Below are 23,340 nucleotides of genomic sequence, written 5' to 3'. Positions count from 1 at the left end.
GCGTGCGCTCTGCAATGAAGTTACGCGCGGCGCCCTGCCGTGTCGCTTCAATTCGCGCAAGTTCTGTGAGAATCCGGCAAGCCCTGGTTGCGAACACTTTTTTTCTCGCCGATCATGGAACCCGCCCGCACGATGAATCGACGAGACCGGCTTATGACTCCCGCCCTATCCCGCACGCCCAGCAATCTGCTTCATGCCACCCACGCAAGCGCCGATGTCGAACGCACCGTCGCGCGGCTGCTCGGTCCCCACAGCATGCAGACGCGCGGGCGCGAGCCGATGAACGCCGAACTCTATGACGTCGCACTCGCGCACGGCGGTCTCGCCGAACTCAGCTATGGACGCGCGACGCGTATCGATTTCGCGGGCAATGCCGGGCAGTTTCTGTTTCGCCTCACGCTTGCGGGCGCGTGTGAATTGAGTTCGGGCCGCGAGCATGCAGCGGTCACGCGCGGCGCGATCAGCGTCTCTTCTCCCGCGCGTGCAAGCCGTATCGAAACGAGTCATGATTGCCGCAGCTTATTGCTGCGTATCGAGCGCGAGGCGCTCGAACGCAAGCTGGCCGAACTGCTGCAAGCCACGCCGCGCACGCCGCTGCGCTTTGCCATGAGTGTGGACGCCACGCATCGCGGCGCGGCAATCGTGCGCGACACGCTGGGCCATCTGCATCGAATGCACAGTCAGTGCGAGGGCGCGAGCGCTGCCACGCTATTCGGCAAGGATCTCACGCAGTGGCTGATGACGATGCTGCTCACACAGCTTCCGCACTCGTACAGCGACGCGATGACGCGCAGCGATACGCGTACGCCGCTGCCTGCCCATGTGCGCCGCGCACGCGATCATATCGATGCGCATCTGGATACGCCGCTCACGCTTGCCGTTCTCGCGCGCGTGGCGGGCGTCTCGCCGCGTACGCTGCAGAACGGCTTCGCGCAGTTCCTGGACATGTCACCGGCGGCCTATGTGCGCGAGCGGCGTCTTGAAGCGGTACACGCACGACTCACGCACGATCCGCAGGCGAACATCGCGCAGACCATGCTCGCTTGCGGCGTGCAAAGCTTCGGGCATTTCACGAAAGCCTATGTGCGCCGTTTCGGCCACGCGCCTTCGTCCACACGCGGGCGGATCGCATGAGTCATCCACTCAACGACACTACGCTGACAAACGGAAGCTCGCCCGCGCATCCCGCCGCGCTACGCGTGCAGGATCTCGACCTCAACCTGCTCAAGACGTTTCGCGCCGTCTATCAGGAGAAGCATGTGGGGCGTGCTGCGTTGAGCCTTGGCGTGACCCAGCCTTCGGTCAGTTACGGACTCGGGCGGCTGCGTCTGATGTTTCGCGACGCGCTGTTCGTGCGTACGGGCCTGGGCGTGGAGCCCACGCCGCGCGCGCGGCGTCTCGCGGCTTCAGTCGACAAGGCGCTCGCGATTCTTCAGGACGTGCTCGACGATGGCGCGAGCTTCACGCCCGAAACGACCCAGCGCGTGTTTCGCCTGCATATGAACGATTTCGCAGCAAGCGCCTGTCTGCCGACCTTATTGGGCGCATTGGACGCCCGCGCGCCGGGCGCTGTCGTGGAAACGCTGCACCTGGACGAGCAGCAACTCAATATCGCGTTGGAAGCGGGAAAGATCGATTTCGCCATCGGCCACTTCAATCAGGCATCCGAACATTTTCAACGTACGGAATTGCTGAGCGAGCGCTGTGTGCTGATTCTTTCCGAAGGCGCCCACCGAAGGCTCGGTCTCGGCGATGATTTCATCCTGGATGCAGGTGCGCCAGCCAGCTTGCGCCTGGTGGCGGTAATGTCGCATCCGCAATCCATGACTCTGCTCGAACGGCATGAATTGATGCCGCGCGTGCGCGCTTCGCTGCCCGATTTTCTCGTGCTGCCATCGCTACTGCAAGGCGCCGATTACGCGGCCATCGTGCCACGTACTATCGCATTGAGTTTCGCCGCGCAGCACGCCTGCGCGATCCACGAAATCGCCGACGCGCAGAGCTGGAGTGTCAACGCCTACTGGCACCGGCGCTTCGATGTCGATCCCGGACATCGCTGGCTGCGCGCGTTGCTGGTGGAGTTATTCGGCATCGGCGAACGCGAGCCGTTCGATGCGTGGCTCGCGTCGCCGTGCGTGGAGACCGGCGACGCCAGCGACCTCGACGACTAGAACGATACGAGCATGCCCGCCACCAGCGAACTCGCGGTGGCGCCCGCCTTCGCCACGGCTACGCCACCGCCACCCGCGCCGTTGATCGTGAACGAGGCGTGGCTGCCGTTGCGCACCATCGCCGCGCCGGTATACAGCACCGTGCGTTTCGAGAGCGGGTAATCGAGACGCAACGCATAGGAATCGGCATTGCCGTCGCTGTCACTGGTCTTGCGATAGTGGCCATAGCTCGCCAGCAGTTTGGCGCGCCCAAGCGGCACGGTAGCGTCGATTTCATAGACATCGTGATGCGGATAGGCACTCAGCGAATCGACCGCCGTTTGCACATCCGGCCCGCCACGGTGACGCAGATACAAGCCCGCCAGTTTGGCCCAGCCGAAGTCATACGATGCGCCTGCCACGAAATAATTGCCCTGCGCTGTAGGGCTTTCGCTAGTCAACGAAGCGGCCGTTACCGGGCTGAACTTCTGCTCCATCCATGCAACATCGAGCGAGAGCGGGCCGCGCGCATAGTTGATTCCCGCGCCATAGCTATCGCCAAGCGTCGCTGGCTGGCCGCTCGCACCATTCGCGCCACGCGCCGCAATGGCGCGCAACATGAAGCCGTTCCATGGCGCGGAAGTCAGGCGCATTGCGTTATGCACGCGCAGATACGCAGGCCCGACAAAGTTATTGGTCGCATTGCCCCATTCCAGACCCGCGCCATAACCAGGCAGAGCGTAAGTCACCAGTACGGTGTGCAGGATCGTATAGAGTTCGCCAAACTGCACGCCGCCGTATGGGCTCGTCAAACCCACCCACGCTTCGCGCCCGAACATCGCACCATTGTTCGAAAACGCGCCGTTCGCCGAACTAAAGCCATTCTCGAGTTTGAAGATCGCCGCGTAACCGCCACCCAGATCTTCGATCCCCTTCATGCCCCATTCGGTCGCGAACAGATTGCCTGTTCCCATTCGCATCACGTGATTAGGGCCAAAATTCGTATATTCGAGCGAGGTATCGATACGCCCATAAAGGGTCACGCTCGATTGCGCAAAAGCCAGGGCAGGAAAAAGAAGCGCAGCGCTGCACGCGGCGCGGGAGATGCGTTTGAGCGAGTGAGGTTTCATCTGTGTCTTTATCTAATGACCCGAATTCAGCATGGTTGTGTGGCCTTGCATTGATCTGCATTGCGCTGCGAGTCTATGAAGACCAAATTCTCCGGTCGATTAAACGCTCTCTATAACGCTTATAGACGGCATCTGCGCAGTGGCGCGAATCCCTTTGCCATCGGCACTTGCGCGCATTTCACTCAGGCGCGTATGGGTGTTTTCTTTAGTCCGATGGGGGCAACTCACTAAGCGCGAAGTAATTCTCCCCATTTGTCGCGGGATTTTGGCTGGCTACATTGCCTGCGTTTGCCTACACCGCTCGCGTGCGCAGTCGCACCGGACGCATTCCACATCCCCTTGGAGAATCCGTATGAACACTACTGCGGCCGCCGCCCGCCCCGGCCGACGCGACGCCTACGCCTGGTATGTCGTGATTGTCTGCATGCTCGCGTATGTGTTTTCGTTTATCGACCGCCAGGTCCTCGTGCTCATGATCGAGCCGATCAAACGCGATCTCGTGCTCAGCGATACGCAATTCAGCCTGCTCAGCGGCTTTGCGTTTTCGCTGTTCTACGCCTTCATGGGGCTGCCGATTGCATTTCTCGCCGACCGTTACGCGCGACCGCGTCTGATTTCCGTGGGGATAACGATCTGGAGTCTCGCGACTGCGGCATGCGGTGTCAGCCAGAACTTCCTGCAGATGTTCGTTTCGCGCATGGCAGTAGGTGTGGGCGAAGCCGCGCTTTCGCCGGCGGCTTATTCGATGTTGGCCGATTATTTTTCGAAAGAGAAATTGGGGCGCGCGATTGCGGTGTATTCGCTCGGTTCGTTTATTGGCGGCGGCGTGGCGTTTCTGGTCGGCGGCTATGTGATCGCGCTGCTCAAGCATGCTTCGGCATTCACCGTGCCGCTATTCGGACAGATTCATCCGTGGCAGATGACGTTTTTCATCGTCGGCTTGCCGGGGCTCGTGGTTGCGCTGCTGGTGCTGTTCACCGTGCGCGACCCGCAGCGCAAAGGACTCGCGCAGGACGGCAGCGGCCGCGCCGCACGCATGACGACCGCCGACGCCCTGCGTTTCGTGTTCCGCCATCGCGCCACGTTCGGCTGCCACTACTTTGGCTTTTCTTTCTACGCGATGACCCTGTTCTCGCTGATGAGCTGGACACCCGCTTTTTATATTCGCCACTTTGGCCTGAGCCCAGTGCAGGCCGGTTATACGCTCGGCACCGTGCTGCTGGTGGCGAATACTGCAGGCGTATTTTGCGGCGGCTGGTTCAATGACTGGCTGCTGCGACGCGGCTATCAGGACGCACCGATGCGCGCGAGTTGTATCGGCGCGGCCTGTATGCTGCTACCCGCCGCATTGTTCACGCAGGTGCCGGGACTGTATGGCTCCCTTGCAGTGCTCGTGGTGGCGATGTTCTTCGCGTCGTTTCCCATGCCAACTTCGACCGCTGCGATGCAAACGCTCGCGCCCAATCAACTGCGTGCGCAGATTTCCGCACTGTTTTTGCTGGTGCAGAATCTGCTGGCCTTGGGGTTGGGCACGACCATCGTTGCGCTGTTCACCGATAAGGTATTTGCTTCGCCGCTGGCCGTCGGCCATTCGGTGTCGATCGTCAATGCCTGCGCGGCTTCGTTGGCGGTCGTGCTGCTCGGCGTGGGATGCCGGTTCTATCGCGAATCGCTTGCAAGCGAGCAGATTGCGCACAATGGCACCACGGACCGCGCACTCGATACATCTAAACTCGGCGCGATGACAAACTGAACGCACTGCCCGGTAGCCATAGAAAAAGCCTGCCTCACGAATACTTCGTCAGGCAGGCTTTTTTTCGACTATCGGCGCAACGGAAATAGCTTTACGCCACGGCCTCAGCGCGCAAGCGGTTGACGATCTGATTGTCCGAGCCTTGCAGCAGCGGCGTTAGCGTAACGTCGAATTCGATGTGCGTGTACGCATCGTTCTTCAGACCCAGCGCGATCCCGCCCGTTTTCTCGACGACAGGCGGAATGAGTTCTTCGCGCGTGGCGTAGGCGAAGTCATCCCAGATCAGCGGATCGCCTTCGATATTGAATTGCGTGGTGAGCTTGCGGTGATCGCCGCTCGTGACAAAAAAATGCACGTGTGCCGGGCGATTACCGTGGCGGCCCAAACCATCGAGCAACTGCTGCGTGGCGCCATGCGGCGGGCAGCCGTAACCCACAGGCATGAGCGTGCGAAACTCGTACACGCCGTCTGCGCCGGTTTTCACCGAACCACGCAGATTGAAATCAGTTTGCTTACCCGTCGGGTCGAAGTGCGAATAGAACCCGTTGGAATTGGCGTGCCAGCATTCGACGACGGCATTGGCAATGGGTTTGCCGTCCGTACCCTTCACGGTTCCGCGAATGATTAGCGGGCCTGCATTCGCGTCTTCGTCGAAGTCGATCTTCGCCACGCCGTCGCGCACGGGCGCACCGGCCACATAGAGCGGGCCTTCGATCGTGCGCGGCGTGCCGCCGTTCAGACCGGCTGCCATATCCTGCGCATCCATACGAACGTCGAGGTATTTTTCCAGACCGAGCCCTGCTGCAAGCAGCGCCGCCTCGCCATCCTGGCCCAGTTTGTTCAGATAATTGACGCCAGCCCAGACTTCGTCGGGCGTAATGTCGAGATCGTCGATAGCCTTGAACAGATCGCCGAGCAAACGATGAATGATTTGCTGAAAACGTGCATTGCCGGCATTGCCGTTGAGATTCGCAGCGGCCTTCAGCAGATCCTGCACTTCTGGGGAATCGAATACTTTGACGCTCATGACGGGTGTCTCCTGGTTCGTATTGTGGGGAACAGCAGCGTGGATTTCAGAAGGGCAAATTAGCGATGACTGATTTATCTGTCAAATCAATCATATATTCCCATCGCCATCAATATTATGGATATCACAAACACCGAAACTCGGAACACCAATATTCTGCAATCCAAACTAATCAGGTCGAGCAACAACACGCTCGCCGCATTCATCCAGCCGACGCGAAACGCTTTGCTTCGCGCGCCTTTGTGAGTTCAGCGCGTTTGCGCGCCAGTGACTCCGGCACCGGCAATTGAGCCAGCAGCCAGTCGAGTGACGCCTTCAGCGCCGCCGGATCGAAATCGTCGCGCACGCTGCTCAGGCTGATACCAAAGAGGATATTGAAAAGCGCCAGCACTTCGGGATCACGCTCGCCTTCGGGCAATCCAAGCAGACGGCCATCGGCGCCCGCCAGCAGCGGCTGGATCTTTTCCTGCAAACGTGCATCGCCACGCGAAGCCATCCAGATTTCGAGCATCGCCACCGTCATTTCGGAAGGCGGCCGCTCGCCCAGGCTGCTCAGAATCAGATATAGCCGTTCTTTCGTGGTGAGCGACTGCATGGCGCTCATCATCGCCGCATCGTGATCGAGCGCCGACGCAATAAAGGCAGGAAACAAATCGTAGCGGCCCTGCGGAAATTGATAACGCAGCGCACCGCGCGTGCAATCGCACAACTCGCAGAGATATTCCTCGCTCCACGCGCTATAGCCTTCGCGGCCGATGATTTCCGCGGTGATCTGAAACATCCGCGCGCGGGTGCGAAGTGCTTTGGGACTTAGCGGTTTGGAGTCGGGAAATGCTTGATCGGACATATCGGTCTGGTCTGGTCCGTCTGGCAATCCAGAAACGGAAAGCCCGATTTTACTAGAGCGCCAGCCAAGGCGGCCCGGACCGGACATTTCGAGCCATCGCGCGGCGATGCCGGCCTCTCGATACACACCCATTCAAAAAATACAACTCTGTATTTTTTCATGAAACATACATATCCGTATGTTTCCATGGCGCCCGCCCATTCGCCGGGAAACGCCGTAGCGACAGCCTTTGGCGGGGCGCCGACTATTTCAAAAGAAAGGAAAAACAAGAATATGCAACCACGGAACGCCATTGCGTGCGCGGTGACCAGCCTGTGTCTGACGATCAATTACGCCCACGCCAGCGACGTCACCTATGCCATCGATACCCCGATCCTCTCGACGCTCGCGAACTTCCGCGACATCGCCGGCATCTCGACCTTGTACGGCGGGACCGGCTATAGCAACAGCGTCGCCAACGACGGTGTGATGCGCACGGGCGTGTTCTATCGTTCGAGCGCATTGTCGAGTCTGAGCGCGGCCGATGCCGCCACGCTCGAGGCACTCGGCATCACGAGCATCTACGACCTGCGCACCACCAGCGAAATCGCCGCCGCGCCGGATGCGAGCGTGGCCGGCGCGACGGACACCAACATCAACATCCTCGCGTCGACTACCGTGACCGCGACCAGCAGCGCCTACACCTCGGTCGCGGGCGCCGACGCCTACATGACGTCGATGTACGACAGCTTCGTGACCGACGCCAGCGAGCGCAGCGAGTTCGCGCAACTGCTGCTCGCACTCGCACACGGCGACAGCGCCGCGCTGATTCACTGCACCTCGGGCAAGGACCGCACGGGCTGGGCGGCCGTGCTGCTCGAAAGTATCGCGGGGGTTTCGTCGAGCCAGATCATGACCGATTATCTGGCCACCAATTCGTATTCGGCGGCCACCATCGAGGCTTATTACGAAGCGGCATTGACTTACTATTCGGCGCTTTACGGCTCAACCGTGGGCGAGCAGATGGCCGAGGCCATCAAGGAAATCTACAGCGTCAATTCAAGCTGGCTGACTTCCGCGCTGGCCGAAATCGTTTCCGAATATGGTTCGGTGACGAACTATCTGACTGAAGGCCTGGGTCTGTCGATGGCCGATATTTACGTGCTGCGCGCGAAAATGGTCTATTACAACTCGCTGCCCGGCCAGGCGTCGATGCGCGGCAATGCATCCGCTGGCGCAGCGCTCCTGCGGAATCTGCAGAACAGTTCGCTCTCCGGCAACTACACCGCTTTCAATTATTTCCTGCAATCGGCAATCGATGCGGGCACGCTCGATGGCATGGAAAACCGCATCGGCGGCCAGATTCACGCGGACGCGCTGGCGTACCTGATGAATCAGCCGCTCGCGGTGGAATCGGCCATTCGCGATTTCGGCTCGCTCTCGACCGATGGCAAGCCCGAGCATCCGGTCTGGGTTTCCGTCTGGAGCGATATTGCTACGGCCTCGGGCGCAACCGGCAGCGCGAATAGCAAATCCGAAGAAAGCGGCATTCTGATTGGCACGACCCAACGCGTCACGCCTCGCCTGACGCTCTACGCAGCGGTCGGTAGCGAAAACCAGCGTCCCGAGAGCGCAGGCGCGACCGCTTCGATGGACAGCGTGCAGATCGTCGGCGGTGCGCGATACGCACTGGGCGCCGTCAATAGCGGCACATTCGTGAGCGGCATGCTGATGGCCAGCGAAGGTACGTACGACTCCACGCGCGTGCTCGGCGACGGCCTGGGCACCGCGACCGGCGGCTCGCATCAATGGCTGTACAGCGCAACAGGCATGTTCGGCAAGCGCTTCCAGCTGAAGTCATTCACCATTACGCCGCAAATTGGTTTGCGCTATACGCAGGCGAAAATCAAGGGCTTCCAGGAAACGGGCAGCGAAGTCGCGCTCGATATGCAGGCCATCAAGCACGATCAATTGACGGCGCGCGCCATGGTCGATCTGGATATCAACGATCTTGCGCTCGGCAAATGGACATTTACGCCCGGCATGACGCTGGGCTTTGAAGAAGCACTGAATTCGCCGACGGTCACCAGCACGGGCACGGTGGAAGGCTATAGCATCAGCCAGATCGCCGCCTATGACACGCGTTATCTCGGCGTGGCGGCGCTCCGGCTGGCCGCGCGCAAAGGCCCGACCAGCGCAGAAATCCGCGTGTCCGGCACGGCCGGCCATCATGGCGCGGCGTCGCTCGCCGGATCGGCATCGCTGCGTTATATGTTCTAGGCGGGCGTAGCTAGCCGATCACTGCGCCGATGAGCGATTTGCAGCGAGCCATTTCAAACAATGGCGTATCTTCTGCAAGTCTCCATCGGCTCCCGCACGAGGCCCCATGAGTACCACCACGCCGTCACGCCAGCCGCTTCCCGACAAGCGCGAGCCCGTTCTCAATACGGTCGATCGCGTTACCGAGTTGTGCTTTGGGCTGTTTATGGCGTTGACGTTCGTGGGGGCCATCAAGGCCGTGACGGCAGGCGAAGACGCCGGGCGCAAACTCTTTTTTGCCGCGCTCGGATGCAATCTCGCCTGGGGTCTCGCCGACGCTGTGATGTTTCTGGTTCGCACGCTCGCCGATCGCGGTCAGCGCCTGAGTCTGGCGCTGACCGTGAAGCGCGAACAAGACCCGGCCGCCGCCGTCCAGGCATTGCGCAACGCTTTACCGCCGGCGCTCGAACCGCTCGTCGACGACAACGAACTCGAACTCATCCGCTCGCGCCTGGCCGCCGCCACTACGCTGCCGCCGCGCGCGCATTTCCAGCGCGACGATTTTATCGGCGCAATCGGCATCTTTCTGCTGGTGGTCATATCGACATTTCCGGTTGCGCTGCCCTTCCTCCTCGTGAGCGATCACGTGACCGCACTGGTCATCTCGCGCGTGCTCACGCTGGCCATGCTATTCGCCGCGGGCTTCGCGCTCGGTCGTTATACCGGTGCAGGCGCCTTGAAAGCCGGCTTTGCCATGACGCTGCTCGGCACCGTGCTGACTGCCGCCATCATTGCGCTGGGCGGTTAGTCCGATTCGCCATTTAAGGGTTTTCCATAGCCACCACCAGGGCAACAATGCCAATGGTTGAGCGGCCTCCGACGTGCTAGGCTTGCCCTCAAACCACTTCGGAGACTGCGATGCCGTTCATCTGCGAAAACGTTGAATGCCGTGCCGTGCTGGCTCGCGGTCAGGTCCGCTCAAAGCAGGAAGATGCGGGCTGGTGCTTCTACTGCCCGGATTGCCGCGCGAGGAATGCACTGCGCGATATCGGCATACCTGGCGGTCCTCACGAGTTTATCCAGCCGGAGAGATCGGGCCCTCCGCACAAGATCGTCGCCACCGCGCGGGCACTGGACGACGGCCGCTATGCGGCGCAATTGCGCGTTCAGCGGGCGCTCGCCACGAAAGGCACTTATGCGGTCGAAGAGAACTGGGATGAGCTTGGCATCTTCCTCAATGCACAGGAAGCCGTAGCGCACGCAAAAACTTTCGCGGCAAACGTATTGGCGCGCAAGGCCTGATCACCGGCATCCACGCTTTATCGGCTTCTTCGGTATAAGCACCTAAGCCACGACAACGGTGAATTCAACGCCGGATTCGAAATCCAGCGTCGTGGTCGAGAAGCGTGGATTGTCTTCGATGTATTGCTTGAACGGCTGAACCGCGTATTCGGCCGTGTACATATTGTCCGCCAGCACGATCGATCCGGGCCGCAACAGGCGCTCGATGCGCATGAACAGGCTCAGATAGGTATCGGCCCAGACGTCGATAAACACCATATCGAACGTGCCGTCCAGTCCTGCGACGGTCTGGAACACATCGCCCTCCCGCAGATCGACGTAATCCTCCAGGCCCGCCGCGCTCACGTGGGCGCGCAATTGCGCGCATTTGCGCGTATCGAGTTCGGTGGCGAGCACCACGCCACTGCCCAGGGTGCGCAACGCCTCGGCGAAATAAAGCGTGGAAACGCCGCAGGAACTGCCGAGTTCGAGAATGCGCGCGGGGCGGTTCGACAACACCATATTGCGCAACAGCCTGCCCGTTTCCGCCGATACCGCCAGCGAAAGCGGCGTGCCCTGCGAGGATTCGAAGTCTTCGCTCGATAGACCGAGCGCTTCGAGATACCGTCCACGCAGCCGGGGCGCGAGCGTTTCATATTCGTCCGCGATATTCAGGAAACCCTCGTTCGATCCCTGCAATTGCGCCTTGGCGCGCGCGATCACTTCGGCATGGCTCTGTGCGTGAAGCCGCTGCAGCAGAGTGGCAGTAGATGTTTCCATAAACGCTCCTTCTATTGATGAGTAGTATGCCTAATCATTCAGATGATTCATCTGCGTACGGAATGAGCACCTCAAGCCGTTCTGGCGAGCTTGATCGCGCGTTCGGGGCACGCCGTCACGCACAGTCCGCACGAGCGGCAGGCGTCTGCATTAGGCGTATAGGCAACCTTCATGCCGTGCACCCGCTGCTTGAGCCGATGAAGAAAATCGAGCTTGCGATAATCGTCCTCATCGATACGGCGTATTTCAAACACATTCTCCGGGCAGACTTCCACGCAATCGCCCTTGCCTTCGCAACGCTTCAGGTCCACCACGGGCGCGATCACGCCCGGTGCCTGCTTGCAGTCGCGCGTCAATGTCGCGCTCATGCTTCCTCCCCGCTGCGCCGCGCGCGTCCCGAACGCCATGCCGACTGGAAGTGCTCGCGCTCTTCCGGCGTCATCGCTTCCCATTTGCGCCAGTGACGGCGTTGCCGCCAGCCGCCGCCGTGTCCGCGAAATCCGCCGAACAGGATGCGGCTCAATACCAGCAGTCCCAGCGCGTGGGCAAAGTCAATCGTGCGCGCGCCGACAAAAAGCGCCGGAATCACCCAGTTCCACAACGACATCACAACCCAACCCAGCACGCCGATAGCGACGATCACAAACAAGGCCTTACCCGCACATCGGATTCGGAATTTCATCCATCGACTCCTTTAAATATCCAGTTCTTCATAAATGGTCTGCAGGCGCGTGCGCAAATGCAAAACCGCATAGCGTTTGCGCGCAAGCAGCGTATTGAGCGTGACGCCGCTTTGCGCCGCCATTTCCTTGAACGAGCGCCCCTCCAGTTCGTGGGCGATAAAGATTTCACGTTGATTCAGCGGCAATTCGTCGAGCGCGTCCTGCAAGGCTTTGAGCACCAGCGTGCGTGCATAGAGTGCTTCCGGCCCGGCATCGTGTGCAGGCAAAGCCAGGTCGAGCCGATATTCACTGCCCGCTTCGTCCTCTGATTCGGCTTGCGCCAGCTCCGCCAGCGGTTGCTCTTTCTTCTTGCGAAAGCGATCGACAATACGATTGCGCGCGGCGCGAAACAGCCATGCGCTCGCCTGCTCGATTGGCGCGGGCAGCCGGTAGGCCTGCACGAATTCATGGAAGACATCCTGCAGGATGTCCTCGGCATCGTCCGGGTCGCGAATGCGACGCCGGATGAAATTCACGAGCCTTGTACGCTCGCGCACCACAGTCGCGGTGATGTCGCTATCTCGGTCGGTCATCGGCTGCGAAGTGGGTGGCGGTTCCATGCTGCTGAAGACGAATCAGCGCAAAGAATATTGTGGCCGACGTGAAAATTTTTTTGCGTGTGCGTTGTGCGAGCACCTGGTCAGGCAGTGCCTCTCATCATTTCATTTTTGCAACGTTGGCTTGCAACCAATTCTATTTCGAAATACGCGGGACGTCGATATTCTCCTCTCATCGCAGCACGCAACACCCAACACACCCATCCACTGACTTGATGAAAGGAGCAACACCATGGCACGCAAACTCGACAACAAGATCGCACTCGTCACCGGCGCAACCAGCGGGATCGGCCTCGCCACTGCGCAACGTTTCGCCGCCGAAGGCGCGCACGTCTACCTCACGGGCCGTCGTCAGGCCGAACTCGATGCAGCCGTGAAGAGCATCCGCGAAGCGGGCGGCCAGGCGAGCGGCGTGCGCGTCGATTCCACGAAGCTCACGGAACTCGACGCGCTGTACGCACAGATCAAGGAAGAACAAGGACGTCTGGATGTGCTGTTCGCCAACGCAGGCGGCGGCTCGATGCTGCCTTTCGGCAGCATCACCGAAGAACATTACGATGACACCTTCGATCGCAATGTGAAGGGCGTGCTGTTCACGGTGCAAAAAGCGCTGCCGCTGCTGGCCGAAGGCGCTTCGGTAATCCTCACTGGATCGACGGCCGGCAGCGCGGGCACCGCTGCATTCAGCGTGTATTCGGCTTCGAAGGCCGCCGTGCGCGCCTTCGCCCGTAGCTGGATTCTGGACCTCAAGGACCGCCGCATCCGCGTGAATACGATCAGCCCCGGCGCGACACGCACGCCCGGTCTGCTCGACCTCGCCGGTGACGACGCGGCCCAGCGCCAGGGTCTCGCCGATTACCTGGCCGCGCAAATTCCGATGGGCCGTCTGGGCGAGCCCAACGAAATCGCCAGCGCCGCGCTGTTCCTCGCTTCGGACGATGCGAGCTTCGTGAACGGCATCGAACTGTTCGTCGATGGCGGCCAGCAGCAGATCTGATTCTGATTGCGCGCCCGTTGCAGGCAGTGCCAGGCGGCATAGACACTCACGCCGCCTGCACGGTCTCCTCGTTCACGGCTTCGATGGCGACGTCGTCCGCGACCTCCACGAAGGTCTGCACCACCGATGCCTCGACCACTGCCCGTGCTGCCGCCTTGCGCGTCTTGCCCGCACGCGACGGCGGCTGGCACGCGCCGCACACCACGCCCTTCTGCAGATCGTGCTTGTGCGCGACGAACTTGCCCGTACATCGGCAGCACGCAGTGAGTTGCAGCATCTCCGCTTCGAAGAAACGCACCAGCGTCCACGCGCGCGTCAAGTCGAGCACGGGTTCGGCATCGGTGCGTGTGCAATGCTCGAGATAGAGCCGATATCCCTTCGTGAGCGCATCGAGATGCGAGCAACTCGCCTCTTTCTTCAGAAACAGATAGGTATTGAAGAACAGCGAGGCGTGGATATTGGGCATCCACGGCATGTACCAATCGGCGGAAAACGGCAGCATGCCTTTTGGTGGCGAAACGCCGCGCACTTCGCGATAAAGCCGTATCAGGCGATCGCGCGACAGCGTGAGTTCGCTTTCGAGCACCTGCATGCGCGCGCCGAGTTCGATAAGCGCGACGGCGCGAAACACTTCCTGCGCGTCTTCGGTGACGCTCTTTCTGGCCACTGTATTCATGACGTTATGTGCGAGCCTAGACCAGGAGTTCGACGGGATGCCCAGCCATCAGAATGGCAGCGTGGGCCGATGCGATTTCGATGTGCTTCGAAGGCTGCGTGAGTGACGACAGCAGCATGTGATCGTTGAAGCGGAACGCGCACAACAGATGATCCGACGAAGCGAGCTTCACGACCTGAGACAGCGACAGGCCCGCCAGCACATCTGCCACTTCGCCGGCCAGTCCAAGCCGGAACATGCCGATTGCCCGATCCTCGCGCAACATACGCTGCGCCAGCATGAGGTAAGAGAGATTGACTTCGCGAATACTTTCCTGAATGTCGAGAGAGTTCATGTTCATTAGCCTCGATCGCTGAACTTCGACGCCTACGCTAAATGCATAACTCACTTCATCCGGCTATTCTGCGCTGATGCGGTCCGAATGAAGGCCGATAGATCAAACGCTGACTAGATGTTTGTTATTTGCAGATTAGTCCGCCGGACACTTTCTGGTCAATATTCATACGAATTGATTTAATCAATCGATCGCGCGAGACGGTCAACAGTCGTTATCGCAGAAGGCTCGCCCTCGGCACGGAATTCGCATCGCTTGCGGGGGAATCGGTAATTATTCAATGATCTTTAATGTTCTTTCATTCTTGCCGCTTTAAAGCCGGTCATAGATGCCGCGAAGATAGGACCTATGCATTTTCGATGCAAGGGTTTCCCGCTAGCGGAAAAATCGATTTAAAACGCTCTTTAGCATCTTCTATTCCTGAAACGAAAAAAAAGCTGCGCCACCATTCCTGAGGACTGCGCGAACGTGCGGGCCGACCGGGCACGACGTTCTATCGCATTCGCGGCACGCTGATCGAACACGGTCCGTTGCGGTGCGATCCGATCCATCGCGGACGAATGCAAGGAGGGAGACGCGGCCATGCAAATGCGCTTCGCGTCGCGCGAAAAGTCATTCGATAACGATTAAATCGACATATCGCATCAATTCAGATTTATTTCAAAACCCACTCAAATCGAATAAATATCCATTCCATATTATTTGATTGCCTGGAATTTTTTTCTATTTTTAATCGATACGATACTCACACCTACTCCAGTAGGTAGCGGGACGAAACACCATGCCTGATGCACTATTCCCGCTTAATGCATAGCTTGAGACAGGAGCGAAACATGTCTGACTTTCAACCGTTTTCCGATCGCAACGGCAATTTCCGCTTGCCGCCGAATACGAACTTCCGCGCGGTCTTTTTCGCCAATGCGGCTTTCCGCCAGGAAGTGAAACTCTATATCGGAGACAGTAAAGAGCCCGCATGGACGTATGCCGGCAACTCGAAGGACGAGGTACGCGGCACGATCCTGAATTCCGGCGAAGGCAACCTGCGCGTCGAAGTGTTCGCGAACGGCAAGAAGTCGGCCACCGATGGCCGTCTCGCGCCGCTGTCGAAACGCACGTGGTTCGGCATTCTCGCGTCCGAAGATGGCGTGGACACGGATTACAACGACTCGTGCGTAGTGCTGCAATGGCCTATCGGCTGAGTGAACGCATAAGATAAGTGCGTGCGGCCGGGGCCTGCTGGTTCTGGCCGCGCGCCGATCTCACGAGGCGCTCACGAGACATTCACATGCCCGAGATGCGGTCCTGCTGCGCCGGAGTTTGCTGCGGTGTACGCGTGCGCACGAACGCCGCCGCCAGTACGCAGCCGATCAATGCCGCAATCGCGCCCAGCAGGAACGCGAGGTGATAACCGCTATTGAGCGCGCTGACCGTATCGACGCCCGCCGCCGTCAATGCTTCCGTGCGCGCAGAAGCCAGGCTCGCCAGAATGGCCAGCCCCAACGCGCCGCCCATCATGAAAGACGTGTTGACTACACCGGACGCGAGGCCCGACTCTTCGGGCGCGACATCGCTCATTGCAGCCAGCAACACCGGATTGAACGCCACGCCCGCGCCCAGCCCCATCAGCACCATGCCGGGCACAATGCTCGACAGCAATGCGCCTTCGGCAGGCGCGCGCGCGAACACTAGCAAGCCCAACGCGGCAAGTAATAAACCCAGCGCGAGCGGCGCGCGAATGCCAAAGCGCATCACTAGCCGGGCCGAAAGCCCCAGCGAAAACACGGCCATGATGATATTGGCGGGCAAAAACGCCAGCCCCACCTGCATCGCGCTGTAATTCAGCAGGCGCTGCATGTAGAGCGCGGAGATAAAAAACCACGCGAACAATGCCGCCGCCCAGAGAACGCCCACGCCATTGGCCGTGGCCACGTTACGCAGCGCGAACATATGCAGCGGCATGAGCGGATGCGATACGCGCGACTCGATCACAAGAAACGCAATCAATAGCGCGACGGCCACACCCAGTTGCAGCAAGGTTTGCAGGGAGGTCCAGCCCGCTTCGTTGCCGTGCACAACCGCATAAACAGCCAGCATCAGCGAAGCCGTCACGGCTACGGCGCCCGCAACATCGAGCTTCGCGCGATCAGCCAGTGGTTTGCCTTTGGGCAGCAGCGCCACACAGCCCGCATAGACGGCCACGCCGATCGGCAAGTTGACGAGAAAGATCCAGTGCCAACTCAATGCGCTGGTCAGCAAGCCGCCCAGCAGCACGCCGACACTGCCGCCGCCACCGCCTACGAATCCATAAATGCCCATGGCCTTCGCGCGATCCTCCGGCGAAGTGAACAGGTTCATGATCAGCGAGAGCGATACCGCCGACACCACCGCGCCACCCAACCCCTGGACAGCTCGCGCAATGATCAGGATACCTTGCGAATTGGCCAGGCCGCACGCGGCCGAAGCGAGCGTGAATACCGTGATGCCCAGCAGAAATAAGCGTCGATGGCCGAACAGGTCACCCAGTCTGCCGCCTAACAGCAAAAAGCCGCCGAAGGTCAGCATATAGGCGTTGACGACCCACACCAGCGAGGTTTCCGTAAAGCGCAGATCCGCCCGTATGGACGGCAAGGCAACGTTCACGATGGTCGTGTCCAGCACGATCATCAGCACGCCAAGGCAGAGCACCATCAGCGCAACCCAGCGCTTTCGTTCGTCGATACCATGCGTCATATTCGATTCCCGACTGATCTGGCTTCAACAAGCCAAAGCCCACGAAAATGACGCTCATGATACGCCCGCCCAACGCGCCGGATAAACGCGCTGGGGAACGCCTGGCGGAAAACGGATTACATTTTTAGCGCGACTTTGCGCTTGCGCGATTCCGCCTTGCGGCATAGATCGGTCAATAGCCAGCGCGCAATCTGCTCGGGCCGGTTCTTGCCGTAGGGAGCAAACTTGATTTCGTTCTCGAAGTAGACGATGACGCTGCCCGTCATCACTCGATAAGAACCGGAATAACTGACGCCATCCAGTTCCACACGCAATGAGTGCGTGGTTTCATATTCTGCTGAAGCCAAGGTATTGCGTATTGCGAAAGTGTCAAAAGTATGACGATATCGTTTCACCTGGCATTCGGTCAATCAAATATGCGATTTGTTTCATATTTAGCTAGGTTGGCCGCCGTCACGCCATTACCGCGGCTTCCAGTCGCTCTAGCAATATCGCGCGCAACGGATGCGCGGCAAGGCTTTCGCGCTGCCGCGGGCGAGCCGCGCCAAGCTCGAATAGATGACTCGAAGGCCTTGTAGACGGGCCTTTGGCCGGTTCGAGCAACACGATGCGATCGGCCAGATAAAGCGCTTCGTCGATATCGTGGGTGACAACGAGCGCTGCCATGCGATGCGTCTCGACAATCGTAAGCAGCAATTGTTGTAAACGCATACGCGTCATGGCATCGACGGCGCTAAAGGGTTCGTCGAGCAGCAGCAGACGCGGTTGCGCAAACAGTCCGCGCGCAATCGCCACGCGCTGCGCCATGCCGCCCGAGAGATGTTTGGGCCAGCGCGCGGCATCGTCGGCGTTCAGGCCGACTTCGTCGAGGAGCGCCCGGGCATGCGCCAGTGCAGCGCCGCGCGCGCGTTCAGGAAACGTAATGTTGTCCGCCACGCGCAGCCACGGCAGCAGGCGCGGCTCCTGAAAAATCACGCCCGCAAGCGGCGACGGTCCGCGCTGCATCACACCGTCGAGCGCCACGCTGCCCGTATAGTCGCGGTCGAGCCCGGCCACGATACGCAGCAAGGTGCTCTTGCCGCAACCGCTCGGGCCCAGCAATGCCGTGATTTTTCCGGGCGCGAGCGTAAGCCGCACGTTATCGAGGATCGTGCGATTGCCATAACGCTTCGCGCGAATATCGGCATCGAGTAAAGCCGAATGAGTCATGCGCGCTCTCCTTCTATTGCGGTATCGCGCCAGGCCAGCACACGGGATTCGAGCGCGCGCATGGCGCTATCCGTGAGTTTGCCGAGCAGGCCCAATAAGATGATTGCGCCGAAAACGATGTCGGGCCGCCCGGTTTCGCGTCCGTCGCTGAGCAGATAGCCGAGGCCGCGCGTGGCGGCAATCAGTTCGGCGGCCACCACGAACATCCACGACACCGCGAGCGCCGTGCGCAAGCCCGTGAAAATCTGCGGCAAAGCGGCCGGCAACAGAATGCGCAGGAACAGGCGCGATGGCGCAAGCCGGTAAATCGCGCCCAGTTCGAGCAGTTTGCGATCCACATTGCGAATGCCCGACACCACGCTTAAATGCACGGGAAAAAACGCGCCAATTGCAACGAGAGTGATTTTCGGCGCTTCGTCGATGCCCATCCATAACAGCAGCACAGGCACCCACGCGAGCGAGGGAATGGCGCGTAAGGCCTGAAAACTGGGATCGAGCAGCGCGTCCAGACGTCGGCTCAAACCCATTGCTGCGCCCACCGCGACGGCCAGCGCCGCGCCGCAACCAAAACCGGCCGCCACGCGCGCGGTGCTGGCCGCGATATGGCGCAGCAAAGGGTCCGCGCCCAGTTGCCAGAGCGCTTCGGCAATCGACGATGGCGCGGGCACGAGGTTATCGGGCAGCACGCGCAGGCGCACCAGCGCTTCGATCACGAGCAGAAACGCCACGGGCAGCCATGTCCCGGCGATGCGCCAGCCACGTGATAGCGAACGCACGCTGTTTGCAGGCTGCGCTTCGGCCGCTATATCCAGCGCTGGCCGCAACGCACGCAATGCAGTTTCATCGGCTCCCATCGCCTCGCTCCTCTGCCTTTAGGGACGCTGCGCCGAAGCCAGCGCAGGTTGCGCCGCCTGCGTATCGATCAGCGATTCGATCACGCGGTTCAGATCCGTGCCGGGCTTCACGAGTTGTTCCTGCGCGAGAATGGGGGCGGCGGCTTCCAGTGCCTTGATCTGCGTTGCGCCCGGTTCCGGCTGACTGAAGTCATTGCGGCTCAATTGCAGCTTTGCTACCGCGAGCGACACCTTGGAGTCTTCCGCTACGATCTGCGCCGCTTCATCAGGATGCGCGCCGATCCATTCGCGCGCCCGTTCGTAGACCTTGAGCACGCGCGTGACCGCATCTGGATACTGTTTGAGGAAGTCTTCACGAACATTCAGGAATCCCCAGGTATTGAAGTCGACGTTGCGATACAGCAGACGCGCACCGTTGTCGATCTGCGCTGCGGCCATGTGCGGATCAAGTCCGGCCCACGCATCCACCTGCCCGTTGACGAGCGCCGTGCGGCCATCTGGGTGTTGAAGATTGACGATCTCCACGTCGTCTCGCGAAAGACCGGCGGTATGCAGCGCGCGCAGCGTGAAGAGATAGGGATCGGTGCCCTTGGTCGCTGCAATCTTCTTGACCTTGAGATCGGCGAGCGTCTTGATCGGCGAATCCTTGCGCACGACCAACGCCGTCCATTCAGGACGCGAGAAGATATAGACGGTCTTGATCGGATTGCCATTGGCCTTGGCCAGCACCGCCGCGAGCCCCGCCGTAGAACCGATATCGATTGCGCTGCTATTGAGGTATTCCAGCGCGCGATTACTGCCCAGGCTCAGCACCCAACGCACCTGTGTGTGGTCCGGTGCGAATGCCTGTTCGAGCCAGCCATTGCGTTTGATCACGAGGCTTTCCGGCGAGTAATAAGCGTAATCGAGCTTGATTTCCGCAGGCACAGCGCCGGCGGCCCATGCCGAAACCGCCGGCACGCTCAAAAGCGCCAGCGCCGCGAGTCTGCGCCAGCCGCGCAATGGCGCCGCAATACGATGCAATAGCGTCGGTTTGGTCGTTTGGTCCTGCATCTGTTTTCCCCTTTTTATGCGTGTCGTATTGGACGGCATGGCCGCGTAATCTCCGAGCTTAGAAAAATCCACACGGGAACAGAACCAAGATTCGCTCACATGGAAAGCAGAGAAAGCGATAACCAATGCGGTCAACGCAATTGGGGCCAACGCAAATCGATAACGCCCATATCGTTTCGAGAATCCGTTATTGGAACGCGACTGCGCGGCTTTCTATACTCGTCGCTCACACCATCGGCAAACTCATTCGCTATTCATGGGTTATTTATCGACGAACCCATGTCTCCATCGCCCAAGACCGCTCAGAGGAAGACAGCATGACTGCATCCAGACCCGACATCGCACGCTCCACGGGCACCGATTACGACACGCTCGCGGCCCGTTTCCGCCCGATTTTCGCCGACATCGCACGCGGCGCCGCCGAGCGCGACCGTGAACGCATCCTGCCGCACGAAGCCATTGCAGCACTCAAGGCAGCGGGCTTTGGTGCAGTGCGCATTCCTGTTCAATATGGCGGCGCAGGCGCGTCCATCCCGCAACTGTTCCGCCTGCTGATCGAACTGGCCGCCGCCGATTCGAATCTGCCACAAGCACTGCGCGCGCATTTCGCCTTTGTCGAAGACTGGTTGAACGCACCGGCCGATGCCGATCAGCGCCTCTGGTTCGACCGTTTCGTGAGCGGCCAGATCGTAGGCAGCGCATGGTCGGAAGTGGGCGATGTGGCCGTCGGGCAGACGAACACCAAGGTTTCCCAGCGCGATGGCCATTACTTTGTAAATGGTTCGAAGTACTACAGTACTGGCACGATCTACGCCGACTGGATCGACGTCTACGCCCAGCGCGCCGAAGACGGCAGCGACGTGATCGCCGCCGTGAGCACGCAGCAAGGCGGCGTCGTGCGCGAGGATGATTGGGACGGCTTCGGCCAGACGACCACGGGCAGCGGCACCACGCTGTTCAAGGACGCTACAGTCGAAGCGCGCAATATCATCGACTTCGAACGCCGCTTCAAATACCAGACCGCGTTCTATCAACTCTTTCACGTCGCCACGCTCGCGGGTATCGCCGAAGCCGTGAAGCGCGATGCCGCCACACTCGTGCGCAACCGCACGCGCGTCTATAGCCACGGCAACGCGCCGCACGTGAGCGAAGATGCGCAGATCCAGCAGGTGGTGGGCGAGATCGCCTCGTGGGCCTATGCCGCCGAGGCCGTCGCGCTGCAATCGGCCGAACCCGCGCAGCGCGCCTATGAGGCGCGTTTCGGCGGCGACGAAGCAGCCGAACGCGCAGCCAATGTGGATGCCGAAATCGCTTCGGCGCAAAGCCAGCTTGTGACGTCCGAACTCGCTTTGCGCGCGGCCACGCATCTGTTCGATGCGCTGGGCGCTTCGGCCATCAGCAAGCGGCTTCGCCTCGACCGCCACTGGCGCAACGCGCGTACGGTGTCGTCGCACAATCCGCTGGTTTATAAGGCCCGCATCGTGGGCGACTGGACCATCAATGGCACGGAACCGCCCTTCGTCTGGCAGATCGGCAACGGCCCTGGCCGTGGGAGCAAGTGAGCGCCATGAGCAAAAACATCCGTTTTAACGCCTTCGAAATGAATTGCGTGGGCCATCAGTCGCCCGGTTTGTGGCGCCACCCGCGCGATCGTTCGTGGCAGTACAAGGATCTGGAATACTGGACCGATCTCGCGAAGATTCTCGAACGCGGTATTTTCGACGCGATCTTTATCGCCGATGTGATCGGCTATTACGATGTCTATAAGGGCGGCAATTATCACGCGCTGCATCAGGCCGCTCAGATTCCCGTCAACGATCCGCTCCAGCTTGCTGCACCGCTGGCGCTGGCGACCGAGCATCTGGGTATCGGCATTACGGCGTCGACCAGCTTCGAGCATCCCTACACTTTCGCGCGCCGCCTTTCCACGGCCGATCATCACACCAAAGGACGACTCGCCTGGAACGTGGTGACGTCCTACCTGGAAAGCGGCGCGAAGAACGTGGGCCAGGGCGGTCTCGCCGATCACAACAACCGCTATGAAGTGGCGGCGGAGTATGTGGAAGTGCTCTACAAGCTCTTCGAAGGCAGTTGGGAAGATGGCGCAGTGGTACGCGATCGGGAAAAAGGCGTGTTCACGCATCCCGAGAAAGTCCACGAGATCGGCCACAAGGGAAAATACTTCGAAGTCCCTGGTTATCATCTTTGCGAACCTTCGCCTCAACGTACGCCCGTGTTGTTCCAGGCGGGCGCGTCAGGGCCGGGTAAAACCTTTGCCGCCCAGCACGCGGAATGTGTGTTCGTTGCCGCGCCCACGCAGACGCTGTTGCGCGACTACGTGGCCGAAGTGCGCCGGCAGGCCGAACTCGCGGGCCGCGACCCACGCAAGCTGCTGATCTATAACCTTGTCACGGTGATCGTCGACGAAACCGACGAAAAGGCTCAGGCGAAGTTCGAGGACTACCAGCGCCACGTCTCTTACGATGGCTCGCTCGTGTTCATGTCGGGCTGGACCGGCATCGACTTCGGCCAGTATCTGCCGACCGACACCGTGCGCCGCGTGCAAACCAATGCGATCGTTTCGGCCGTCGAACATCTGGCAGGCGGCGACAAGGCCTGGACCATCGAGGAACTGGCGCGCTGGGGCGGTGTAGGCGGCCTGGGCCCGGTATTCGTGGGTTCGCCCAGCACGGTCGCGGATATTCTCCAGCAATGGGTCGAGTTCACCGACGTCGATGGCTTCAATCTGGCCTACGCAATCGCGCACGAAACCTTCGAGGATGTGGTCGAGCATCTCGTGCCGGAATTGCAGCGTCGCGGTGTGTATGCGCGCGAGTATGCGCCCGGCACGCTGCGCGAAAAGCTCTTCGGCGACGGCGCCAAACTGCCGGACGATCACCCCGCCGCCCAGTACCGCGATATCGAACGCGTAAAGCGCGAGGCCGTCGCCCAGCACGCGGAAACCGCCGAAACGGCTTGATGAAATCAGTCCCGCGTCGCCC

Annotated in this window: 24 protein-coding genes; 10 read left to right on the top strand and 14 right to left on the bottom strand. The window is 60.3% G+C overall.

Annotated features, from left to right (window positions below; genetic code table 11):
- Positions 1 to 153: 153 nt before the first annotated feature.
- A complete protein-coding gene (locus G3N59_RS00900) occupies positions 154 to 1,134 on the top strand; it encodes an AraC family transcriptional regulator (protein ID WP_205980588.1) in 981 nt (326 codons plus the stop codon).
- Positions 1,131 to 2,171 carry a LysR family transcriptional regulator gene (locus G3N59_RS00895; protein WP_205980587.1) on the top strand — a complete coding sequence of 347 codons (1,041 nt, stop codon included), beginning with the start codon at positions 1,131 to 1,133 and terminating at the stop codon, positions 2,169 to 2,171. Before G3N59_RS00900 ends, G3N59_RS00895 begins: the two co-directional genes overlap by 4 nt.
- Here G3N59_RS00895 and G3N59_RS00890 read toward each other — a convergent pair.
- Complete coding sequence (locus G3N59_RS00890; RefSeq protein WP_205980586.1) at positions 2,168 to 3,280, bottom strand: porin; 1,113 nt, start codon at positions 3,278 to 3,280, stop codon at positions 2,168 to 2,170. The two genes, G3N59_RS00895 and G3N59_RS00890, sit on opposite strands and share 4 nt — an antisense overlap.
- Before the next feature lie 352 nt (positions 3,281 to 3,632).
- On the opposite strand from G3N59_RS00890, the gene G3N59_RS00885 reads away from it, so the two are divergent.
- A complete protein-coding gene (locus tag G3N59_RS00885) occupies positions 3,633 to 5,033 on the top strand; it encodes an MFS transporter (protein ID WP_205980585.1) in 1,401 nt (466 codons plus the stop codon).
- Positions 5,034 to 5,124: 91 nt separating this feature from the next.
- Here G3N59_RS00885 and catA read toward each other — a convergent pair whose 3' ends face one another.
- Positions 5,125 to 6,060: a catechol 1,2-dioxygenase gene (gene catA / locus G3N59_RS00880; protein WP_205980584.1), complete on the bottom strand. Its 936-nt coding sequence runs from the start codon at positions 6,058 to 6,060 to the stop codon at positions 5,125 to 5,127.
- Between the two features lie 202 nt (positions 6,061 to 6,262).
- Entirely contained in the window at positions 6,263 to 6,841 is a 579-nt protein-coding gene (locus G3N59_RS00875) for a TetR/AcrR family transcriptional regulator (RefSeq protein ID WP_205980583.1), read from the bottom strand.
- A gap of 339 nt (positions 6,842 to 7,180) precedes the next feature.
- On the opposite strand from G3N59_RS00875, the gene G3N59_RS00870 reads away from it, so the two are divergent.
- The 3 genes from G3N59_RS00870 to G3N59_RS00860 all read left to right on the top strand — a co-directional run bounded on the left by G3N59_RS00870 (position 7,181) and on the right by G3N59_RS00860 (position 10,447).
- Positions 7,181 to 9,166: a tyrosine-protein phosphatase gene (locus G3N59_RS00870; RefSeq protein ID WP_205980582.1), complete on the top strand. Its 1,986-nt coding sequence runs from the start codon at positions 7,181 to 7,183 to the stop codon at positions 9,164 to 9,166.
- Positions 9,167 to 9,272: 106 nt separating this feature from the next.
- Positions 9,273 to 9,953, top strand: coding sequence for a VIT1/CCC1 transporter family protein (locus G3N59_RS00865; protein ID WP_205980581.1), 681 nt, complete (start codon positions 9,273 to 9,275; stop codon positions 9,951 to 9,953).
- A 110-nt stretch (positions 9,954 to 10,063) separates the two neighbouring features.
- The gene (locus tag G3N59_RS00860) at positions 10,064 to 10,447 is read left to right on the top strand and encodes a hypothetical protein (protein WP_205980580.1); all 384 of its coding nucleotides are present in this window, start codon (positions 10,064 to 10,066) and stop codon (positions 10,445 to 10,447) included.
- Between the two features lie 42 nt (positions 10,448 to 10,489).
- On the opposite strand, the gene G3N59_RS00855 is transcribed toward G3N59_RS00860, so the two are convergent.
- The 4 genes from G3N59_RS00855 to G3N59_RS00840 form a co-directional block, all read right to left on the bottom strand.
- A complete protein-coding gene (locus tag G3N59_RS00855; protein WP_205980579.1) occupies positions 10,490 to 11,206 on the bottom strand; it encodes a class I SAM-dependent methyltransferase in 717 nt (238 codons plus the stop codon).
- A gap of 71 nt (positions 11,207 to 11,277) precedes the next feature.
- Entirely contained in the window at positions 11,278 to 11,574 is a 297-nt protein-coding gene (locus tag G3N59_RS00850) for a 4Fe-4S dicluster domain-containing protein (RefSeq protein ID WP_205980578.1), read from the bottom strand.
- Entirely contained in the window at positions 11,571 to 11,888 is a 318-nt protein-coding gene (locus tag G3N59_RS00845) for a hypothetical protein (protein ID WP_205980577.1), read from the bottom strand. The genes G3N59_RS00850 and G3N59_RS00845 overlap by 4 nt, the downstream gene beginning before the upstream one ends.
- 12 nt (positions 11,889 to 11,900) lie before the next feature.
- Complete coding sequence (locus G3N59_RS00840) at positions 11,901 to 12,488, bottom strand: sigma-70 family RNA polymerase sigma factor (RefSeq protein WP_205980576.1); 588 nt, start codon at positions 12,486 to 12,488, stop codon at positions 11,901 to 11,903.
- A gap of 229 nt (positions 12,489 to 12,717) precedes the next feature.
- Here G3N59_RS00840 and G3N59_RS00835 point away from each other — a divergent pair, with 229 nt between their 5' ends.
- Entirely contained in the window at positions 12,718 to 13,482 is a 765-nt protein-coding gene (locus tag G3N59_RS00835) for an SDR family oxidoreductase (RefSeq protein ID WP_205980575.1), read from the top strand.
- Positions 13,483 to 13,528: 46 nt separating this feature from the next.
- Here G3N59_RS00835 and flhC read toward each other — a convergent pair whose 3' ends face one another.
- Positions 13,529 to 14,149, bottom strand: coding sequence for a flagellar transcriptional regulator FlhC (gene flhC / locus G3N59_RS00830; protein WP_205981055.1), 621 nt, complete (start codon positions 14,147 to 14,149; stop codon positions 13,529 to 13,531).
- 25 nt (positions 14,150 to 14,174) lie between these two features.
- Positions 14,175 to 14,498 carry a flagellar transcriptional regulator FlhD gene (gene flhD / locus G3N59_RS00825; protein ID WP_205980574.1) on the bottom strand — a complete coding sequence of 108 codons (324 nt, stop codon included), beginning with the start codon at positions 14,496 to 14,498 and terminating at the stop codon, positions 14,175 to 14,177.
- An 827-nt stretch (positions 14,499 to 15,325) separates the two neighbouring features.
- Here flhD and G3N59_RS00820 point away from each other — a divergent pair.
- Complete coding sequence (locus G3N59_RS00820) at positions 15,326 to 15,691, top strand: fucose-binding lectin II (RefSeq protein WP_205980573.1); 366 nt, start codon at positions 15,326 to 15,328, stop codon at positions 15,689 to 15,691.
- 82 nt (positions 15,692 to 15,773) lie between these two features.
- On the opposite strand, the gene G3N59_RS00815 is transcribed toward G3N59_RS00820, so the two are convergent.
- The 5 genes from G3N59_RS00815 to G3N59_RS00795 all read right to left on the bottom strand — a co-directional run bounded on the left by G3N59_RS00815 (position 15,774) and on the right by G3N59_RS00795 (position 20,338).
- A complete protein-coding gene (locus G3N59_RS00815; protein ID WP_205980572.1) occupies positions 15,774 to 17,222 on the bottom strand; it encodes a DHA2 family efflux MFS transporter permease subunit in 1,449 nt (482 codons plus the stop codon).
- Between the two features lie 116 nt (positions 17,223 to 17,338).
- Entirely contained in the window at positions 17,339 to 17,617 is a 279-nt protein-coding gene (locus tag G3N59_RS00810; protein ID WP_321959727.1) for a hypothetical protein, read from the bottom strand.
- Between the two features lie 58 nt (positions 17,618 to 17,675).
- Positions 17,676 to 18,431 carry an ABC transporter ATP-binding protein gene (locus G3N59_RS00805; RefSeq protein ID WP_205980571.1) on the bottom strand — a complete coding sequence of 252 codons (756 nt, stop codon included), beginning with the start codon at positions 18,429 to 18,431 and terminating at the stop codon, positions 17,676 to 17,678.
- Entirely contained in the window at positions 18,428 to 19,285 is an 858-nt protein-coding gene (locus G3N59_RS00800) for an ABC transporter permease (protein WP_205980570.1), read from the bottom strand. The genes G3N59_RS00805 and G3N59_RS00800 overlap by 4 nt, the downstream gene beginning before the upstream one ends.
- Positions 19,286 to 19,303: 18 nt before the next feature.
- Positions 19,304 to 20,338, bottom strand: a complete 1,035-nt coding sequence (locus tag G3N59_RS00795; protein WP_205980569.1) for an aliphatic sulfonate ABC transporter substrate-binding protein — start codon at positions 20,336 to 20,338, stop codon at positions 19,304 to 19,306.
- A gap of 317 nt (positions 20,339 to 20,655) precedes the next feature.
- Between G3N59_RS00795 and G3N59_RS00790 the strand changes: the two genes are divergently transcribed.
- Together G3N59_RS00790 and G3N59_RS00785 are read left to right on the top strand one after the other, a co-directional pair.
- Positions 20,656 to 21,900 carry an acyl-CoA dehydrogenase family protein gene (locus G3N59_RS00790; protein ID WP_205980568.1) on the top strand — a complete coding sequence of 415 codons (1,245 nt, stop codon included), beginning with the start codon at positions 20,656 to 20,658 and terminating at the stop codon, positions 21,898 to 21,900.
- Between the two features lie 5 nt (positions 21,901 to 21,905).
- The gene (locus G3N59_RS00785; protein ID WP_205980567.1) at positions 21,906 to 23,318 is read left to right on the top strand and encodes an LLM class flavin-dependent oxidoreductase; all 1,413 of its coding nucleotides are present in this window, start codon (positions 21,906 to 21,908) and stop codon (positions 23,316 to 23,318) included.
- Positions 23,319 to 23,340 lie beyond the last annotated feature (22 nt).

Source organism: Paraburkholderia sp. Ac-20340 (genome assembly GCF_017104965.1).
Classification (GTDB): domain Bacteria; phylum Pseudomonadota; class Gammaproteobacteria; order Burkholderiales; family Burkholderiaceae; genus Paraburkholderia.
Note: the sequence above shows the minus strand (reverse complement) of the source record. Positions and strands in the feature narration are given on the sequence as shown.

Excerpts from the sequence above, each read along its gene's own strand:
- G3N59_RS00855 (WP_205980579.1), bottom strand. The coding sequence starts at position 11,206 with ATGGAAACATCTACTGCCACTCTGCTGCAGCGGCTTCACGCACAGAGC.
- flhD (WP_205980574.1), bottom strand. The coding sequence starts at position 14,498 with ATGAACATGAACTCTCTCGACATTCAGGAAAGTATTCGCGAAGTCAAT.
- G3N59_RS00815 (WP_205980572.1), bottom strand. The coding sequence starts at position 17,222 with ATGACGCATGGTATCGACGAACGAAAGCGCTGGGTTGCGCTGATGGTG.
- G3N59_RS00820 (WP_205980573.1), top strand. The coding sequence starts at position 15,326 with ATGTCTGACTTTCAACCGTTTTCCGATCGCAACGGCAATTTCCGCTTG.
- G3N59_RS00805 (WP_205980571.1), bottom strand. The coding sequence starts at position 18,431 with ATGACTCATTCGGCTTTACTCGATGCCGATATTCGCGCGAAGCGTTAT.
- G3N59_RS00795 (WP_205980569.1), bottom strand. The coding sequence starts at position 20,338 with ATGCAGGACCAAACGACCAAACCGACGCTATTGCATCGTATTGCGGCG.
- G3N59_RS00800 (WP_205980570.1), bottom strand. The coding sequence starts at position 19,285 with ATGGGAGCCGATGAAACTGCATTGCGTGCGTTGCGGCCAGCGCTGGAT.
- G3N59_RS00785 (WP_205980567.1), top strand. The coding sequence starts at position 21,906 with ATGAGCAAAAACATCCGTTTTAACGCCTTCGAAATGAATTGCGTGGGC.
- G3N59_RS00890 (WP_205980586.1), bottom strand. The coding sequence starts at position 3,280 with ATGAAACCTCACTCGCTCAAACGCATCTCCCGCGCCGCGTGCAGCGCT.
- G3N59_RS00875 (WP_205980583.1), bottom strand. The coding sequence starts at position 6,841 with ATGTTTCAGATCACCGCGGAAATCATCGGCCGCGAAGGCTATAGCGCG.
- G3N59_RS00845 (WP_205980577.1), bottom strand. The coding sequence starts at position 11,888 with ATGAAATTCCGAATCCGATGTGCGGGTAAGGCCTTGTTTGTGATCGTC.
- G3N59_RS00900 (WP_205980588.1), top strand. The coding sequence starts at position 154 with ATGACTCCCGCCCTATCCCGCACGCCCAGCAATCTGCTTCATGCCACC.
- G3N59_RS00865 (WP_205980581.1), top strand. The coding sequence starts at position 9,273 with ATGAGTACCACCACGCCGTCACGCCAGCCGCTTCCCGACAAGCGCGAG.
- G3N59_RS00850 (WP_205980578.1), bottom strand. The coding sequence starts at position 11,574 with ATGAGCGCGACATTGACGCGCGACTGCAAGCAGGCACCGGGCGTGATC.
- G3N59_RS00895 (WP_205980587.1), top strand. The coding sequence starts at position 1,131 with ATGAGTCATCCACTCAACGACACTACGCTGACAAACGGAAGCTCGCCC.
- G3N59_RS00790 (WP_205980568.1), top strand. The coding sequence starts at position 20,656 with ATGACTGCATCCAGACCCGACATCGCACGCTCCACGGGCACCGATTAC.
- catA (WP_205980584.1), bottom strand. The coding sequence starts at position 6,060 with ATGAGCGTCAAAGTATTCGATTCCCCAGAAGTGCAGGATCTGCTGAAG.
- G3N59_RS00840 (WP_205980576.1), bottom strand. The coding sequence starts at position 12,488 with ATGGAACCGCCACCCACTTCGCAGCCGATGACCGACCGAGATAGCGAC.
- G3N59_RS00835 (WP_205980575.1), top strand. The coding sequence starts at position 12,718 with ATGGCACGCAAACTCGACAACAAGATCGCACTCGTCACCGGCGCAACC.
- G3N59_RS00885 (WP_205980585.1), top strand. The coding sequence starts at position 3,633 with ATGAACACTACTGCGGCCGCCGCCCGCCCCGGCCGACGCGACGCCTAC.
- G3N59_RS00870 (WP_205980582.1), top strand. The coding sequence starts at position 7,181 with ATGCAACCACGGAACGCCATTGCGTGCGCGGTGACCAGCCTGTGTCTG.
- G3N59_RS00860 (WP_205980580.1), top strand. The coding sequence starts at position 10,064 with ATGCCGTTCATCTGCGAAAACGTTGAATGCCGTGCCGTGCTGGCTCGC.